The organism is Roseivivax sp. THAF197b (assembly GCF_009363255.1).
Classification (GTDB): domain Bacteria; phylum Pseudomonadota; class Alphaproteobacteria; order Rhodobacterales; family Rhodobacteraceae; genus Roseivivax.
In genome coordinates this window covers 3595816-3610197 of record NZ_CP045318.1, presented here as the reverse complement: position 1 = coordinate 3610197, position 14382 = coordinate 3595816, and the positions used below count along the sequence as shown (strand labels likewise).

The 14382-nt window shown below is 64.1% G+C and carries 15 protein-coding genes and 1 tRNA gene; 13 read left to right on the top strand and 3 right to left on the bottom strand.

Annotated features, from left to right (window positions below; all coding sequences use genetic code 11):
- Window positions 1–68: 68 nt before the first annotated feature.
- Window positions 69–362 carry a YggT family protein gene (locus tag FIV09_RS17285; protein ID WP_152451938.1) on the bottom strand — a complete coding sequence of 98 codons (294 nt, stop codon included), beginning with the start codon at window positions 360–362 and terminating at the stop codon, window positions 69–71.
- A 137-nt stretch (window positions 363–499) separates the two neighbouring features.
- Between FIV09_RS17285 and FIV09_RS17280 the strand changes: the two genes are divergently transcribed.
- The 6 genes from FIV09_RS17280 to arfB all read left to right on the top strand — a co-directional run bounded on the left by FIV09_RS17280 (window position 500) and on the right by arfB (window position 5665).
- Window positions 500–1033 (top strand): acyl-CoA thioesterase, encoded by a 534-nt coding sequence (locus FIV09_RS17280; protein WP_152451936.1) that lies wholly within the window; start codon window positions 500–502, stop codon window positions 1031–1033.
- Window positions 1034–1128: 95 nt separating this feature from the next.
- The gene (locus FIV09_RS17275) at window positions 1129–2460 is read left to right on the top strand and encodes an MFS transporter (RefSeq protein ID WP_152451934.1); all 1332 of its coding nucleotides are present in this window, start codon (window positions 1129–1131) and stop codon (window positions 2458–2460) included.
- Complete coding sequence (gene mepA / locus FIV09_RS17270) at window positions 2457–3404, top strand: penicillin-insensitive murein endopeptidase (RefSeq protein ID WP_152451932.1); 948 nt, start codon at window positions 2457–2459, stop codon at window positions 3402–3404. The genes FIV09_RS17275 and mepA overlap by 4 nt, the downstream gene beginning before the upstream one ends.
- Window positions 3377–4261, top strand: coding sequence for an esterase-like activity of phytase family protein (locus FIV09_RS17265; protein ID WP_152451930.1), 885 nt, complete (start codon window positions 3377–3379; stop codon window positions 4259–4261). Before mepA ends, FIV09_RS17265 begins: the two co-directional genes overlap by 28 nt.
- A 95-nt stretch (window positions 4262–4356) precedes the next feature.
- Entirely contained in the window at window positions 4357–4986 is a 630-nt protein-coding gene (locus FIV09_RS17260; RefSeq protein WP_152451928.1) for a queuosine precursor transporter, read from the top strand.
- Window positions 4987–5245: 259 nt separating this feature from the next.
- Window positions 5246–5665, top strand: coding sequence for an alternative ribosome rescue aminoacyl-tRNA hydrolase ArfB (arfB, locus tag FIV09_RS17255; RefSeq protein WP_152451926.1), 420 nt, complete (start codon window positions 5246–5248; stop codon window positions 5663–5665).
- Window positions 5666–5781: 116 nt separating this feature from the next.
- Here arfB and FIV09_RS17250 read toward each other — a convergent pair whose 3' ends face one another.
- A complete protein-coding gene (locus FIV09_RS17250) occupies window positions 5782–7107 on the bottom strand; it encodes a mechanosensitive ion channel family protein (protein WP_152451924.1) in 1326 nt (441 codons plus the stop codon).
- Window positions 7108–7190: 83 nt separating this feature from the next.
- Entirely contained in the window at window positions 7191–7325 is a 135-nt protein-coding gene (locus FIV09_RS20705; protein WP_256371940.1) for a hypothetical protein, read from the bottom strand.
- Between the two features lie 398 nt (window positions 7326–7723).
- Here FIV09_RS20705 and leuC point away from each other — a divergent pair, with 398 nt between their 5' ends.
- From leuC to FIV09_RS17215, 7 genes are all read left to right on the top strand, one after another.
- A complete protein-coding gene (leuC, locus tag FIV09_RS17245) occupies window positions 7724–9127 on the top strand; it encodes a 3-isopropylmalate dehydratase large subunit (protein ID WP_152451922.1) in 1404 nt (467 codons plus the stop codon).
- A gap of 84 nt (window positions 9128–9211) precedes the next feature.
- Entirely contained in the window at window positions 9212–9817 is a 606-nt protein-coding gene (gene leuD, locus FIV09_RS17240; RefSeq protein ID WP_152451920.1) for a 3-isopropylmalate dehydratase small subunit, read from the top strand.
- A 33-nt stretch (window positions 9818–9850) separates the two neighbouring features.
- A complete protein-coding gene (locus FIV09_RS17235) occupies window positions 9851–10969 on the top strand; it encodes a hypothetical protein (protein WP_371417734.1) in 1119 nt (372 codons plus the stop codon).
- 53 nt (window positions 10970–11022) lie between these two features.
- Complete coding sequence (locus tag FIV09_RS17230; protein ID WP_152451918.1) at window positions 11023–11985, top strand: endonuclease/exonuclease/phosphatase family protein; 963 nt, start codon at window positions 11023–11025, stop codon at window positions 11983–11985.
- 79 nt (window positions 11986–12064) lie between these two features.
- Window positions 12065–13168 (top strand): 3-isopropylmalate dehydrogenase, encoded by a 1104-nt coding sequence (gene leuB, locus FIV09_RS17225; protein ID WP_152451916.1) that lies wholly within the window; start codon window positions 12065–12067, stop codon window positions 13166–13168.
- A 102-nt stretch (window positions 13169–13270) separates the two neighbouring features.
- Complete coding sequence (locus tag FIV09_RS17220; RefSeq protein WP_152451914.1) at window positions 13271–14236, top strand: DMT family transporter; 966 nt, start codon at window positions 13271–13273, stop codon at window positions 14234–14236.
- Between the two features lie 45 nt (window positions 14237–14281).
- A tRNA-Pro gene (locus FIV09_RS17215) sits at window positions 14282–14358 on the top strand.
- Window positions 14359–14382: the final 24 nt, after the last annotated feature.

Here is a 14382-nt window from a genome sequence, read left to right as displayed (position 1 = left end):
TAGGAATCGGGGGACAAGACTTAACCGTCTTTTGCACCGCTGCGATCAGTGTGCCGTCTCGCGGGACATCAGTAGCCGTAGAACAGACCGGCATTGTTGGCGAGGATGATCCGCAGCGCATAGATGCCGATCAGAGCCACAAGAGGTGCCAGATCGAGGCCGCCCATCTGCGGCAGGAAGCGGCGGATGCGCGAATAGGCAGGCTCCAGCAGGCGGTTCAGACCGTCCCAGATCTGCGCGACCAGCGGCTGTCGCAGGTTCAGGACCTGGAAGTTGATCAGCCAGCTCATGATCACATGCGCGATGATGAAGAACCATACCACGTCCAAAAGCAGCATCAGGATCTGGAACAGCGATTGCATGGGCTTTGTCCTTCAGGGTCTACGTCCGAATGTTCGGCCAGAGGTAAGCGCGGGGGCCGCCAAGGGCAAGTGCCGCGGCGTTCGTGGTTGACGTTCCCGGCGCACCTTGCGACGTCGCGGACAAAAGGAGCCCGCGCATGTATCCCTTTCTCCGTCTTGCCAAAGAGATGTTCCGTTTCCGCAAGGCCGCGCCGATTGCGCTGGGTGAGGATCACGTGTCGCATCACATCTGCTGGCCCTGGGATCTCGACATGTGGTGGGAGCTCAATAACGGGCGGACCCTGACAATCTACGATCTGGGCCGGATCCCGATGGCGTCGCGCAGCGGGCTGATACCGATCATGCGGGAGCGGTCCTGGGGACTGACCATCGCAGGCTCGTCGGTGCGGTATCGCCGCCGGGTGCGCATGTTCGACCGGATCGAGATGCGCTCGCGCATGGTAGGCTGGGATGCGCGTTTCATGTATCTCGAACAATCCATGTGGAAGACAAACGGCGATTGCGCGAGCCACGCGCTCTTCCGGGCTGCGGTGACCGACAAGAACGGCATCGTGCCCTGCGCGACCGTGGCCGAGGCCTTGGGCTACGATCCGGTCTCGCCCGACCTGCCGGACTGGATCGAGGCCTGGTCTGCAGCGGAGAGCCAGCGCCCCTGGCCGCCAATGTCCTGAGCCACGGCGTCCGCGCCGGAGCCTTGGCGCGTAACTTCGCTTGCGTTACCCGCCAGCGCGGCGTTTGATCGCGCGGGGATGGCAACGGGGCAGGCATGACCGAGACGCGCAAACGGATTTGGGGCTGGTTCTTCTTCGATTGGGCCAGCCAGCCCTACAACACGCTGCTGATCACCTTCATCTTCGCACCTTACGTGAAAGAGCTCATGGTCGATGGCGCAGCAGCGCAGACCGCCTGGGCCTTCGGCATCGGCTTCGCGGGCATCGCGATTGCGCTGCTGGCGCCGGTCTTGGGGGCCATCGCCGATACCGGCGGCAATCGAATCCGCTGGATCTGGCTGTTCTCGGGCCTTTATGTGGTCGGATCCGGGATGCTGTGGTTCGCGGCCCCCGACGATTTCAACCTCTATGCCACGCTCTTCTTCTTCGCGCTGGGTCTCGTCGGCATGGAATTTGCCACGATCTTCACGAATGCAATGCTGCCAGATCTCGGCCCGCGCGAAGAGATCGGACGCATCTCGGGCAATGGCTGGGCGTTCGGCTATGTCGGCGGGCTGATCACGCTGGTCATCATGCTTGTCTTCTTCGCCGAGAGTGCCTCGAGCGGGCGCACCTTCGTCGGGATGACACCGCCTTTCGGTCTGGACCCGGAGGCGCGCGAGGGCACGCGCTTTGTCGGGCCGCTGACCGCGATCTGGTTCGCGATTTTCATGATCCCGTTTTTCGTCTGGGTGCGCGATCCCCGCGCGAAACCGGCCCCGCCCGGCGCGGTGAAGAAGGCGCTGAGCGATCTGGGCCGCACGATCCGCACGCTGCCGCGCTACCCGTCGCTCTTCTCCTATCTGGGCGCGTCCATGTTCTACCGGGATGCGCTGAACGGGATGTATGCCTTCGGCGGCATCTACGCCGCCGGAGTGCTGGGGTGGAGCGTGGTCGACGTGGGTATCTTCGGCATCATCGCGATCATCTCAGGCGCGCTATTCGCGTGGCTGGGCGGCAAGGCGGATATGCGGCACGGGCCGAAGCCGGTAATCACGGTCTGTATCCTCGCGCTGACGGCGGTTGCGATCTCCATCGTGCTGGTCAGCCGGGAGCAGGTGTTCCTCATTCCCGTCGCTGAAGGCTCGAACCTGCCCGACATCGCCTTTTACGTCTTCGGCGTGGTGATCGGGGCGGCAGGCGGTGTCTTGCAGGCCGCATCGCGCACGATGATGGTCCGGCAGGCCCATGAGACCCGCATGACCGAAGGATTCGGCCTTTATGCGCTGGCGGGCAAGGCGACCTCGTTTCTCGCGCCGATGCTGATCGGTTTCGTCACCTGGATCAGCGGATCACAACAAGTTGGTGTCAGCCCCCTTATTCTTCTTTTCGGGATCGGCCTTCTGTTGTTACGCTGGGTGAAACCCGACGGAGATCGAGCAGTATGATCCGACCCCTTGCCAGCCTCGCCCTTGCCGCCCTTCTGCTGACGGGATGTGGTGGCGAAGATGCGCCGCCTGCGCGCAACGCCAATCCCGGAGCGCCGGAAGCGACCGCGCCTGCTTCCATCCCGGCGGTGCTTTCGTCGCGCAGTGCCAAGCAGCTTTTCGGCAGCGAACAGCGCGCCTCTGCGCAAAGCTCGAAGCCCTACGGCTCCTATGCCAAGGGCTGTGCCGGCGGGAACGTGCAACTCCCCGAGACGGGACCGACCTGGCAGGCAATGCGCCTGTCGCGGAACCGCAACTGGGGCCAGCCCGTCATGATCGACTTCATCAAGGACCTGTCCCGCTTCGCGGCGACCCAGCCCGGATGGAACGGTATTTATGTCGGCGATATCAGCCAGCCGCGCGGCGGGCCGATGCTGACCGGGCATGCGAGCCACCAGATCGGTCTCGATGCGGATTTCTGGATGCTGCCCGCGGACCGGCTGAACCTGTCGGAAGCGGAGCGTGAAAGCATCTCGTCGATCTCGCTGCGCCGGGCCAAGGGGGCCTATACTAACGACAACTGGACCCGCGCCCATCACGAGATCTTGAAAGCCGCGGCCTCCGACCCGCGCGTGGCCCGCATCTTCGTCTTCCCCGGCGCCAAGGTGCGCATGTGCAACGAAGAGACCGGCAATCGCGCCTGGCTCAACAAGATCCGGCCCTGGTACGGGCATCACTACCATTTCCATGTGCGGCTGAACTGCCCGGCAGGGGCTACAGGCTGCGTCGATCAGACCCCGCCGCCGCCGGGCGATGGCTGCGCCGATGCGCAGCAATGGGTGAACAATATCCTGAACCCGCCGCCGCCCGATCCGAACGCACCTGCGCCGACGCCCAAGCCCAAACGCGAATTGACCCTCGCCGATCTGCCTGCGCAATGCACGTCCGTTCTCTCGGCGCGCTGAGCGCCCTTCTGCTGGCAGTGCTGCCCGCCTGCGCGGCCGAGCCTGACGCGGGCAGCGGTTTCCTGTCGCGCTACACCTGGTCCATGCCCGGCGAGACCTTCGGCGGGTTCTCCGGATTGGAACTGTCGGCCGACGGCGCGGCCTTCATCGCGATCAGCGACCGCGGCGGCATCGTTGCGGGTCGGATCGCGCGGGAAGGAACGACGATCACCGGGATCACCGCGGGGCCGGTCGAGCCCCTGACATCGCCCACAGGCGCGGCCTTGCCCGAGGAGGAGCGCGATGCCGAGGGCCTCGCGATCAGCCCGTCCGGCACGCGGGTCATCAGCTATGAGGGCGAATTTCCGCGCCTCTGGGCCTATGGCGACAAGGGCGTCACCGCGCTGCCCGTACCGCCCGCCTTTGCGAGCCTCGGGAACAATTCGGGGCTGGAGGCTCTGGCCATCGACGCGGATGGCGCGCTTTACACGCTGCCCGAACGCTCAGGCGCGCTGCCCCAGCCTTTCCCGGTCTGGAAGCTCGACCGGGGGCGCTGGACACAGCCATTCGATATCGTGCGGCATGGGGGCTTTCTGCCCGTAGGGGCGGATTTCGGCCCTGATGGCGCGCTTTACCTGCTGGAGCGGGAATTCAACGGTTTCGGCTTCCGCAGCCGCGTGCGTCAATTGCAGATGGTCGAGGACATGATCGTGTCCGAACGCATTCTTCTGGAAAGCGATTTCGGCACATTCGACAATCTCGAAGGCATTGCGGCCTGGCGCGACGAGACGGGCGCGATCCGGCTGACGATGATCTCGGACGACAATTTCAACTTCTTCCAGCGCACCGAATTCGTGGAATACCGCGTCACGGAATAACTTGCGCGCGCGCGGCGTTCGGTCTAAGCGCCGCGCTTGTCCCGGGATGGTCCGGGACCAAGTCCCCGCAACCTTGCAAAAACGGGAAAGTTGTCATGACCCGCGCTTATCTTCCCGGCATTCTTGCCATGGCGGCCGTTGTTCTCGCCTCCAACATCCTCGTGCAGTTCCTCTTCGGCCAATGGCTGACATGGGGCGCGTTCACCTATCCCATCGCCTTCCTGGTCACCGACCTGATGAACCGCCTCTACGGCAAGTCGGCCGCGCGCCGCGTCGTGTTCGTGGGCTTTCTGGTGGGCGTCGCCTGTTCCTTCATCGGCACGCAGATCATGGGCGAATTCGGCCCGCTCGTGACTTGGCGCATTGCCATCGGGTCCGGCCTCGCTTTCCTGACCGCGCAGCTTCTGGACGTGGCGATCTTCGACCGCTTGCGTGAAGGCCGCTGGTGGCGCGCGCCGCTCGCCTCGACGCTGGTGGGCTCCTCGGTCGACACGGCGCTCTTCTTCACCATCGCCTTTTCGGGCGCGCTGAGCTTCATCGAACCGGCCAATGATGTGAGCTGGGCCGGAGAGATGCTGCCGCTTCTGGGCGCAGGCCCGGTCGTGCCGCTTTGGGTGTCGCTCGCCGTGGCAGACTGGATGGTCAAGCTGAGCCTCGCTCTGGTCGCGCTCATTCCGTTCCGTCTGATCGTTTCTTGGGCTCTATCGACGCGCGCGGTCGCCTGACCACAAGATTTTGTTTTGCGTCCGAGGAAAAGTCTGTCAGGCTAACCTCATTGAGCAACATAGAGAAAGGAGGTGATCCAGTGTCGAGAGAAGCATTGGAGAGAGGTGTCGGAACAGTTCGGAGGGCCCTTCTCTAGGGCAGCCCCTACAGGCGGATGACCGTCCGGATTGGTGAATACCTAACCGGTATCGCCTCCACATTCTCGAAGGGTCGCCCTCAGGGGCGGCCCTTTTATATTGTGGGTTGGAAGGAAGGCGCATGCTGAAGATCAACGACAAGGTCTCGATCGAGGATTGGGAGATGACGGAGCAGTTCATCCGCGCCTCCGGGCCGGGCGGACAGAACGTTAACAAGGTCTCCTCAGCCGTAGAGCTGCGCTTCGAGGCAGAACGCTCGCCGAACCTGCCCGGCCCGGTGAAAGCGCGGCTGAGGCGGCTCGCGGGGCGGCGCTGGACGAAGGAGGGCGCGCTCGTCCTGCAGGTCGACGAGACGCGCAGCCAGGCCCGTAACCGCGAAATCGCCCGTGACCGGCTGGCCGAGCTTGTGGCGAAGGCCTTCGAGAAGCCGAAGAAACGCATCCCGACGCGGCCCACCCTTGGCGCGAAGAAGCGGCGGTTGAAGGCGAAGAAGATCGCGGGTGAGAAGAAGGCGCTGAGGGGGAAGGTTGATCCGGATTGATGAGGCGATGGTGGGTTTTCACCCACCCTACGGCGATGGGCGTAACTCTGGAAATCCGGCCTCGTAGGGTGGGTGAAAACCCACCACACCCCGGACAACCCAAACGCCTGCCCGTCCTACCCCTCGGACCGCCCCAGCACCGAGCCCTCCAGCACCTTCACCTCCCGCTGCGGGAACGGGATCGAGATGCCGTGCTCCTGGAACGCATCCCAAAGCGCCAGATACACGTTGCCCCGAATATTCGTGAGACCGCCCGTCGGATCCTTGATCCAGAAGCGCAGGATGTAATCGACCGAACTGTCGCCGAAGCCCACGATATGACAGACGGCGGGTTTTTCGGACAGGACGCGGGACGTCTTCGAGGCGGCCTCCACGGCGATCTTTCGCACCAGATGCGGGTCGTCGCCGTAGGCCGTGCCGAAGAAGATATCGAGCCGCACGAAATCGTTGGAATGCGACCAGTTCACCACCTGTCCGGTGATCAGGTCCTCGTTCGGGATCAGGTATTCCTTGCCGTCCCGCGTGGTGATCGAGACGTAGCGCGCGCCCAGCGAATTGATCCAGCCGAAGGTCTCGCCGAGCGAGATGACGTCACCGGGCTTGATCGAGCGGTCGAGCAGCAGGATCACACCCGAGACGAGATTCGAGACGACCTTCTGCAGACCGAAACCGAGGCCCACGCCGATCGCACCCGACAGGACCGCGAGGCCAGTGAGGTCCACGCCCACCAGCCGCAGCGAGATGAAGAAGGCCGCACCATAAAGCAGCACCTGCAGAAACTTGATCGCCAGCACCTGCATGGACGGCGAGATGTCTTCGTTCGCCCGGATCCGCGCGGCAGAGGTGATGGACAGGAACCGCGCCGCCACGAACATCAGCACCAGAAGCACCAGCGCCTGCAGCGCCAGCCACAGCGTCAAACGGCTCTCCCCGAAACTGACACCCACCGAATCAAGCGCGGTGCGGGTCGCGTCCGTCAGTCCCAGGATGGACAAGGTGACCCAGATCCAGGCGCCGTAGCGGACCACGCTGCGCATCACCGGGTTGCCGATGAGCCGGGTCGCGATGGCGATGAACAGCCAGGCGGTGGCAAGCTCGGCCACGATGCCGAGGATGTAGGACCGCGACGGCCAGGTGACCTCGCGCATGATCCAGACGGTGGTCCAGATCAGCACGACGAACAGCATCATCCGGATGCGCCGCTGTAGGACCACGAAGAGCCGCATGCGCCATTTCGGCCAGCCCTCGCGGCTCCGCATCCATTCGTAAACGCGGGGCGCAATCGCCCGGTCGAGCAGGAAGGCCAGACAGAACAGCCCGATCGCGATGGCAATCTGGTAGGCGTTCCAGGGCCTCAACAGGCCTTGCGCGAAAAGCTGCAGCTCGCCCAGAAGCGTGGCGAAGATCGCGAGGATCTCGGAAAAGGCGTCGTCAGAGGACATGGGAAGCCGTCACGGGGCGTGCATTTGATCCGTTCATTTCAACGAGGATGCACTGATCAAGGCAGACGGCAAGCAAGAACGCGTCACACCTCCGTCACGGCGAACCCGATATCGAGATGCTCCGGCCCGGAGACGCGCCCGCTCGAGACTACAGCCGCGAGCGAGACGAGGATGACGAGGATCAAAATACCATTAACGAGATTGAGAGGACTGAACACGCGCATACCAAATGAATGAATTGCCTTCGGCATAGAGGCAGCGCGTCTGGTTTCCAATGGCTGGCACTCTGACTGCGACCAGATTGCACAGGGCCGGGATGATGCCGGGATTGCTCCGCGATTGCGTGTAGACGCCTCGGCAAGGCCGCAGCGCGCGGCGCCGCAGCATGCCAGCGGCCTTGCGAGACTCTCTGCGACAGGCTATGGCCACGCCATGACACGCGTGATCGACCTCGACGACCGGGTGCGCCTGAACGAGCGCTTCTTCGGTGCCATCCGCCACACGGTGCTCGCAGGCCTATAAGTCCGCGCGCCGCGGTCGCGCCTCGCGTTTCCGAGGCTCGGCGCGGGCGCTTCGATGATCCGTCTCACATCATTCACATATCTGGGGATCCCCCATGGCCGGAAAAACGCTCTACGACAAAATCTGGGACGCCCATGTCGTCCATGCTGCCGAAGACGGCACCACGCATCTTTATATCGACCGTCACCTCGTCCACGAAGTGACCAGCCCGCAGGCCTTCGAAGGGCTGCGCATGGCGGGCCGCACGGTGCGTGCACCCGAGAAGACCATCGCCGTTCCCGATCACAACGTGCCCACGACCCAGGGCCGTGACGCCAAGATCGAAAATGAAGAAAGCCGCATTCAGGTCGAGGCCCTCGACAAGAACGCCAAAGAATTCGGAGTGCATTACTACCCCGTCTCCGACGTGCGGCAGGGCATCGTGCACATCATCGGGCCCGAACAGGGCTGGACCCAGCCAGGGATGACCATCGTCTGTGGTGACAGTCACACCGCGACCCATGGCGCGTTCGGCGCGCTGGCGCACGGCATCGGCACGTCCGAGGTCGAGCATGTGCTCGCCACGCAGACGCTGATCCAGACCAAGTCGAAGAACATGAAGGTCGAGGTGACTGGCAAGCTCGCGCCGGGCGTGACCGCCAAGGACATCGTGCTGTCGATCATCGGCAAGACCGGCACAGCGGGCGGCACGGGCTACGTCATCGAATATTGCGGCGAGGCGATCCGCAATCTGTCGATGGAAGGCCGCATGACGATCTGCAACATGGCGATCGAGGGCGGTGCGCGCGCGGGTCTGATCGCGCCGGACGAGACGACCTTTGAGTACGTGAAGGGCCGTCCCCACGCGCCGAAAGGTGCCCAGTGGGAGGCTGCGCTGAACTGGTGGAAGACGCTGTACTCGGACGATGACGCGCATTGGGACAAGGTGCTGACCCTCAAGGCCGAGGAGATCGCGCCGACCGTAACCTGGGGCACGTCGCCCGAGGATACGCTGCCCATCGACGCCGAAGTGCCCGCGCCCGACGCCTTCACCGGCGGCAAGGTGGAGGCGGCGAAGCGGTCTCTCGACTATATGGGCCTGACGCCCGGCACCAAGCTCAAGGATGTGGAGATCGATACCGTCTTCATCGGCTCCTGCACCAATGGTCGCATCGAGGATCTGCGCGAAGTGGCGAAGATCATGGAGGGCCGGAAGGTCAAGGAAGGTCTGCGGGCGATGATCGTGCCGGGATCCGGCCTCGTGCGCGCGCAGGCCGAGGAAGAGGGCATCGCGCAGAAGCTTATCGATGCGGGCTTTGAATGGCGTCTTGCGGGTTGTTCGATGTGCCTCGGCATGAACCCCGACCAGCTGGCGCCGGGCGAGCGGTGCGCGTCGACCTCGAACCGCAACTTCGAGGGACGTCAGGGTCGCGGTGGCCGGACGCACCTGATGTCGCCCGGGATGGCCGCGGCGGCGGCGGTGACCGGTCGTCTGACCGATGTGCGCGACTTGATGTAACCCGGCTTGCTCTTCCGCCCTGGCGGGCGTCCTCGCGAAGACAGGCCGCCAGGGCTCGAAGAGCTGCTCCGCAGGAGAATCGATATGGACAAATTCGAAAAGATCACCGGGATCGCGGCGCCGCTGCCGCTCGTGAATGTCGACACCGACATGATCATCCCCAAGCAGTTCCTGAAGACCATCAAGCGCACCGGCCTCGGCGTGAACCTCTTCGACGAGATGCGCTACGACCAGGACGGCAACGAGATCCCCGACTTCGTGCTCAACAAGCCGCAATATCGCGACGCCGAGGTGCTCATCGCGGGCGACAATTTCGGCTGTGGCTCCTCGCGCGAGCACGCGCCCTGGGCGATCAAGGATTTCGGCATCCGCTGCGTCGTGGCGCCGAGCTTTGCCGACATCTTCTACAACAACTGCTTCAAGAACGGCATTCTGCCCATCACGCTCCCGCAAGAGCAGGTCGATGTGCTGATGCAGGACGCGGAGAAGGGGGCCAACGCCCGCATGATCGTCGATCTGGAAGCGCAGACGATCACCACCTCCGACGGCGACACCATGTCCTTCGAAATCGATCAGTTCAAAAAGCACTGCCTGCTCGAAGGGTTGGACGATATCGGCCTGACCTTCGAGAAGGTCGCGGCGATCGACACCTTCGAGGAGAAGATGGCGCAAGAGCGTCCCTGGGTCTGATCGCGCCCCGGCCCGCGCCGGGCGTTAACGATTATGAACGGCCGCAGCTTCGCGCTAGCGGCCGTTTTTCTTTGGCCCACAACATCTTGGGGCCGCACCCAATGCGGCCAAGCTATCGTCCGACGTTCGATGCAATTTCGCACCAGACTTACCCGAAATGGGCCGCATTTCGGTGTCATTCCGGTTCCCGATCTTGAGCACTTGTCCGAAAGGCGGCAAGAATTGGGCAAATTAGAGGCAAACGCCGGTATCGGCGACAAAGTGCCGGGACGAGGACGCGGCCATGTATCGCGCCCGCTTGGCAACGAGGGCAGGTTCGTGATCAAACGCGTCTTCAGCGCGGGGCTTCGTGCTCTGATGATGGCCTTTACAGTGGTCATGCCGGCGCTTCTGCTGCCGCAGGGATCGCAGGACGGCTCGTCGGTGCTGATGTTCGCCGCGATCATCGCGGGCATGCTGACCTTCAGCGAATATGCCAGCTCCAGCCCCAGCTTCATCGAATTCCGCTCCGCCCCGCCTTTCAACCGTGTTCGGTTCATCGTGCTATTCTCGATGCTGCTCGCGCTGTCGCTTCTCATGCGGGAGGCGGTCACGCCCGGCGCGCAGAGCGGCGTGATCGCAACGCTCGGCCATACTCTGGGCCTCGCGCTCGATGTGCCGTTCTCTCCGGTGCGGCTCGTGGCGCTTACCGGGGCCGAGTCGATGGGCGGCGCGGACATGGTCACCGCCCGCGCAATGGCCGGGCTCAGCCTGACGCTGGCGATGATCGCGCTGACTATCTTCGTGCCGCTGATCCGCATCATGCGCTGGCCGATCCGCAAGGGCGCCTTCAATGTCTGGATCAACCTGCCGCTTTTCGATCCGACGGCGGGGGGCGATGTGATCTACCGCTTGAAGCGGGATGCCAACATTAACGTGGCATTAGGGTTCTTGCTGCCATTCTTGATCCCGGCGCTGATGTCAGTGGCCTTCTCGATGGGGATCAGCCTGCCACTGGACGACCCCCAGACCCTGATCTGGACGATGACCGCATGGGCCTTCCTGCCGACATCCCTGGTCATGCGCGGCATCGCCCTGTGGCGGGTTTGCGACCTGATCGAGGAAAAGCGCCGCCGCGCCTACGCCCAATCGGACGTCTTGCAGCCCGCCTGACCGCGCTTGTCGCGGCGACTGTCATCGGTCTTTTCGCCTCCGCGCCATCGCTCATGGCCGAAACCCTGCGCATAGCCACGTGGCATGTGCCGCTGACCCGCAAGGGCCCCGGACTTCTGCTGCGCGATCTCATGCGCGCCGAGGATGCGGACCTCGCCGCCGCCATCGCGGAGATCGATGCGCTGGATGCGGATATCCTTCTGCTCACCGATATCGATTACGATCAGGGGCTCGCGGCCTTGTCCGCGCTGAATGACCGCCTTGCGGTGCCCTATCCGGAACTCTTCGCGCGCCTGCCGAATACCGGCATGAGAACCGGGCGCGACATGGACGGCAATGGCGCCCTGGCGGAGCCGCGCGATGCGCAGGGCTATGGCTGGTATGCGGGCGAAGGCGGCATGGCCGTGCTTTCGCGTTGGCCACTGCGCCTGATCGCGGATGCGAGCGATATGTTGTGGGAGGCCGTGCCGGAATCCCGGATGCCCGAAGACGATCCGGGACGCGGTGTGCAACGCCTCTCCAGTGCGGGGCACTGGCTGCTGGAGGCCGGGCAGGGCGACGGGGGGATCACGCTCATGGCGTTTCACGCAACACCACCGATCTTCGACGGGCCCGAGGATCGCAATGGTCTGCGCAACCACGACGAGATCGCGTTCTGGGGGTATCTTCTGGATGGACGCCTCGCGATCCCGCCGCCCACCGGCCCGTTCGTGATCTTCGGCGATGCCAATCTCGACCCGGCGCGCGGAGAGGGGCGGCGCGCGGCGATCCGGTCGCTTCTGGATCATCCACGCCTGACAGATCCGCATCCCGGCGCGGCATCCGCGCTGTGGCCCGAAACGCTGGGGGCATTGAGGTTGAGCTACGTGCTGCCGTCCCGTGATCTCGAACTGACAGAGGCAGGTACGCGCACCCCAGGTGCAGCAACCGGTCCCCATGGGGCGGTCTGGATCGACATCGCCCGGCCGCAGAGGGGCGCGTCCCATGAAGGTTACGCGCCATCGCCTCCCGGCTGATCGGGCCCACCGTTTCTTGACGGCATCCGCGGGTTTGCTTAGGCGAACCTGAACGACAGACATACAAAGGATGCATGCCATGACCACGCCTTCGCTTCTCATTCTGCCCGGTGACGGGATCGGCCCGGAAGTCATGGCAGAGGTGCGCAAGGTGATCGATTGGCTGGGCGCCAAGCGCGACATGCCGTTCGACGTCAGCGAGGATCTGGTCGGTGGCTGCGCCTATGATGCCCACGGCACGCCCCTGCATGACGACACGATGGCCAAGGCGCAGGAAGTGGACGCGGTCCTGCTTGGCGCCGTGGGTGGCCCGAAATACGACGACCTCGACTTCTCGGTGAAGCCCGAGCGCGGCCTGCTGCGCCTGCGCAAGGAGATGGACCTTTTCGCCAACCTGCGCCCGGCGCAATGCTTCGACGCGCTGGCGGATTTCTCATCGCTGAAGCGCGATGTGGTCTCTGGCCTCGACATCATGATCGTGCGCGAGCTGACCTCGGGCGTCTATTTCGGCGAACCGCGCGGCATCTTCGAGGAAGGCAATGAGCGGGTGGGCATCAACACCCAGCGCTACACCGAAAGCGAGATCGACCGCGTCGTGCGCGCGGCGTTCGACCTGGCCATGAAGCGCGGCAAGAAGCTCTGCTCCATGGAGAAGGCCAACGTCATGGAGTCGGGCATCCTGTGGCGCGAGGTGGCCACGCGGGTCGCGCAGGATTACCCCGAGGTCGAGCTGACGCATATGTATGCCGATGCAGGCGCGATGCAGCTCACACGCTGGCCCAAGCAGTTCGACGTGATCGTGACCGACAACCTCTTTGGCGACCTCCTGTCCGATCTCGCGGCGATGCTGACCGGATCGCTCGGCATGTTGCCCTCGGCCTCGCTGGGCGCGCCGATGTCCAATGGCCGACCCAAGGCGCTTTACGAGCCCGTGCACGGCTCCGCGCCCGATATTGCGGGTCAGGGCAAGGCGAACCCCATCGCCTGCATCCTGAGCTTTGCCATGGCGCTGCGCTATTCCTTCGATCAGGGCGCGGAGGCCGAACGGCTTGAGCGTGCGGTCGAAGCGGTTCTGGCCGACGGTCTGCGCACTGCCGATCTTCTGGGCGAGGAAGGCGTGCAGCCCGTCTCGACCGCCGATATGGGCGACGCGATCATCGCCAAGCTCGACGCGTCGCTCTGACGCCATGCCAATTCGGGATGGCAGCCATGCCTTGCCATCCCGCGCCTCCCGGCGTTAGGCCTGTGCGTGACCTCACGCGCGCCAGGATGAAGGATCGGGAGCATGGGACCGAACGTGACCGGCGCGCTTTTCGGGCTGCTGGGATTCGCTGTCTTTGCCACGCATGACGTCGTCGTGAAGGCGCTGGGCGTCGACTACAGCCCGATCCAGATCCTGTTCTTCGGCGTTCTCTTCGGTTTCCCGCTCGTGGCGCTCATGCTGATCCGCGATGCAACGCCCGGCCATTTGCGCCCGCTGCATCCCTGGTGGGTGGCGCTGCGCACGCTGTCGGCCGTCATCACCGGCGGATCCGCCTTCTACGCCTTCTCGACATTGCCGCTGGCGCAGGTCTACGCGATCATCTTCGCGGCCCCGCTGTTCATCACCATCCTGTCGATCCCGATCCTGGGAGAGCGCGTGCGCCTCAGGCGCTGGATGGCGGTCATTGCAGGCATGGTGGGCGTTCTGGTCGTCCTGCGGCCGGGCACCAGCGACTTGTCACTGGCGCATCTGGCGGCGCTGGCCGCGGCCTTCGGGTCGGCGCTGTCCTCGCTCATCTCGCGCAAGATCGGCCAGGACGAGCGCAGCGCGGTTCTTTTGCTCTATCCGATGCTCGGGAATTTCGTGGTCATGGGGGCTATGCTGCCCTTCGTCTACGTGCCGATGCCGCTCGGGGCTATGGCGCTGAACGGTGGTCTCGCGATCCTGGGATTCGTCGCAGCCGCGCTGATGATCGAGGCCTACCGTAGGGGCGAGGCGGTCATCGTCGCGCCAATGCAATACTCGCAGATCCTCTGGGCCGCGATCTTCGGCACGCTGCTGTTCGGCGAAACGCTGGACCGTCCGACGCTTCTGGGCGCGGGCATCATTATCGCATCGGGGCTGTATATCGTGGTGCGTGAGGGCCGGACATCGGCATCGGTGTACCGGCCGGTGAGCCGTACACGCACGCGCTTCGACCCCGGCACATCGCCGCGCATCGACACGCTGCTGCGACTCGCACGAATCCGGCCTCCGAACGGGTCGTGACCCCTTGCCAAAGGCATGCGCTTTGGATATCCGGCGCAGCACGGTCGGAGTGTAGCTCAGCCTGGTAGAGCACTGTCTTCGGGAGGCAGGGGTCGTGAGTTCGAATCTCGCCACTCCGACCAATTAAATCAATGACTTAGCTGAAA

What these genes read in the sequence shown, in the direction of transcription:
- FIV09_RS17265 (WP_152451930.1), top strand. Translation starts at nt 3,377, where the DNA reads ATGCACGTCCGTTCTCTCGGCGCGCTGAGCGCCCTTCTGCTGGCAGTG.
- leuD (WP_152451920.1), top strand. Translation starts at nt 9,212, where the DNA reads ATGGACAAATTCGAAAAGATCACCGGGATCGCGGCGCCGCTGCCGCTC.
- FIV09_RS17280 (WP_152451936.1), top strand. Translation starts at nt 500, where the DNA reads ATGTATCCCTTTCTCCGTCTTGCCAAAGAGATGTTCCGTTTCCGCAAG.
- FIV09_RS17230 (WP_152451918.1), top strand. Translation starts at nt 11,023, where the DNA reads ATGGCCGAAACCCTGCGCATAGCCACGTGGCATGTGCCGCTGACCCGC.
- FIV09_RS17285 (WP_152451938.1), bottom strand. Translation starts at nt 362, where the DNA reads ATGCAATCGCTGTTCCAGATCCTGATGCTGCTTTTGGACGTGGTATGG.
- FIV09_RS17260 (WP_152451928.1), top strand. Translation starts at nt 4,357, where the DNA reads ATGACCCGCGCTTATCTTCCCGGCATTCTTGCCATGGCGGCCGTTGTT.
- mepA (WP_152451932.1), top strand. Translation starts at nt 2,457, where the DNA reads ATGATCCGACCCCTTGCCAGCCTCGCCCTTGCCGCCCTTCTGCTGACG.
- leuB (WP_152451916.1), top strand. Translation starts at nt 12,065, where the DNA reads ATGACCACGCCTTCGCTTCTCATTCTGCCCGGTGACGGGATCGGCCCG.
- arfB (WP_152451926.1), top strand. Translation starts at nt 5,246, where the DNA reads ATGCTGAAGATCAACGACAAGGTCTCGATCGAGGATTGGGAGATGACG.
- FIV09_RS17275 (WP_152451934.1), top strand. Translation starts at nt 1,129, where the DNA reads ATGACCGAGACGCGCAAACGGATTTGGGGCTGGTTCTTCTTCGATTGG.
- leuC (WP_152451922.1), top strand. Translation starts at nt 7,724, where the DNA reads ATGGCCGGAAAAACGCTCTACGACAAAATCTGGGACGCCCATGTCGTC.
- FIV09_RS17250 (WP_152451924.1), bottom strand. Translation starts at nt 7,107, where the DNA reads ATGTCCTCTGACGACGCCTTTTCCGAGATCCTCGCGATCTTCGCCACG.
- FIV09_RS17220 (WP_152451914.1), top strand. Translation starts at nt 13,271, where the DNA reads ATGGGACCGAACGTGACCGGCGCGCTTTTCGGGCTGCTGGGATTCGCT.
- FIV09_RS17235 (WP_371417734.1), top strand. Translation starts at nt 9,851, where the DNA reads ATGAACGGCCGCAGCTTCGCGCTAGCGGCCGTTTTTCTTTGGCCCACA.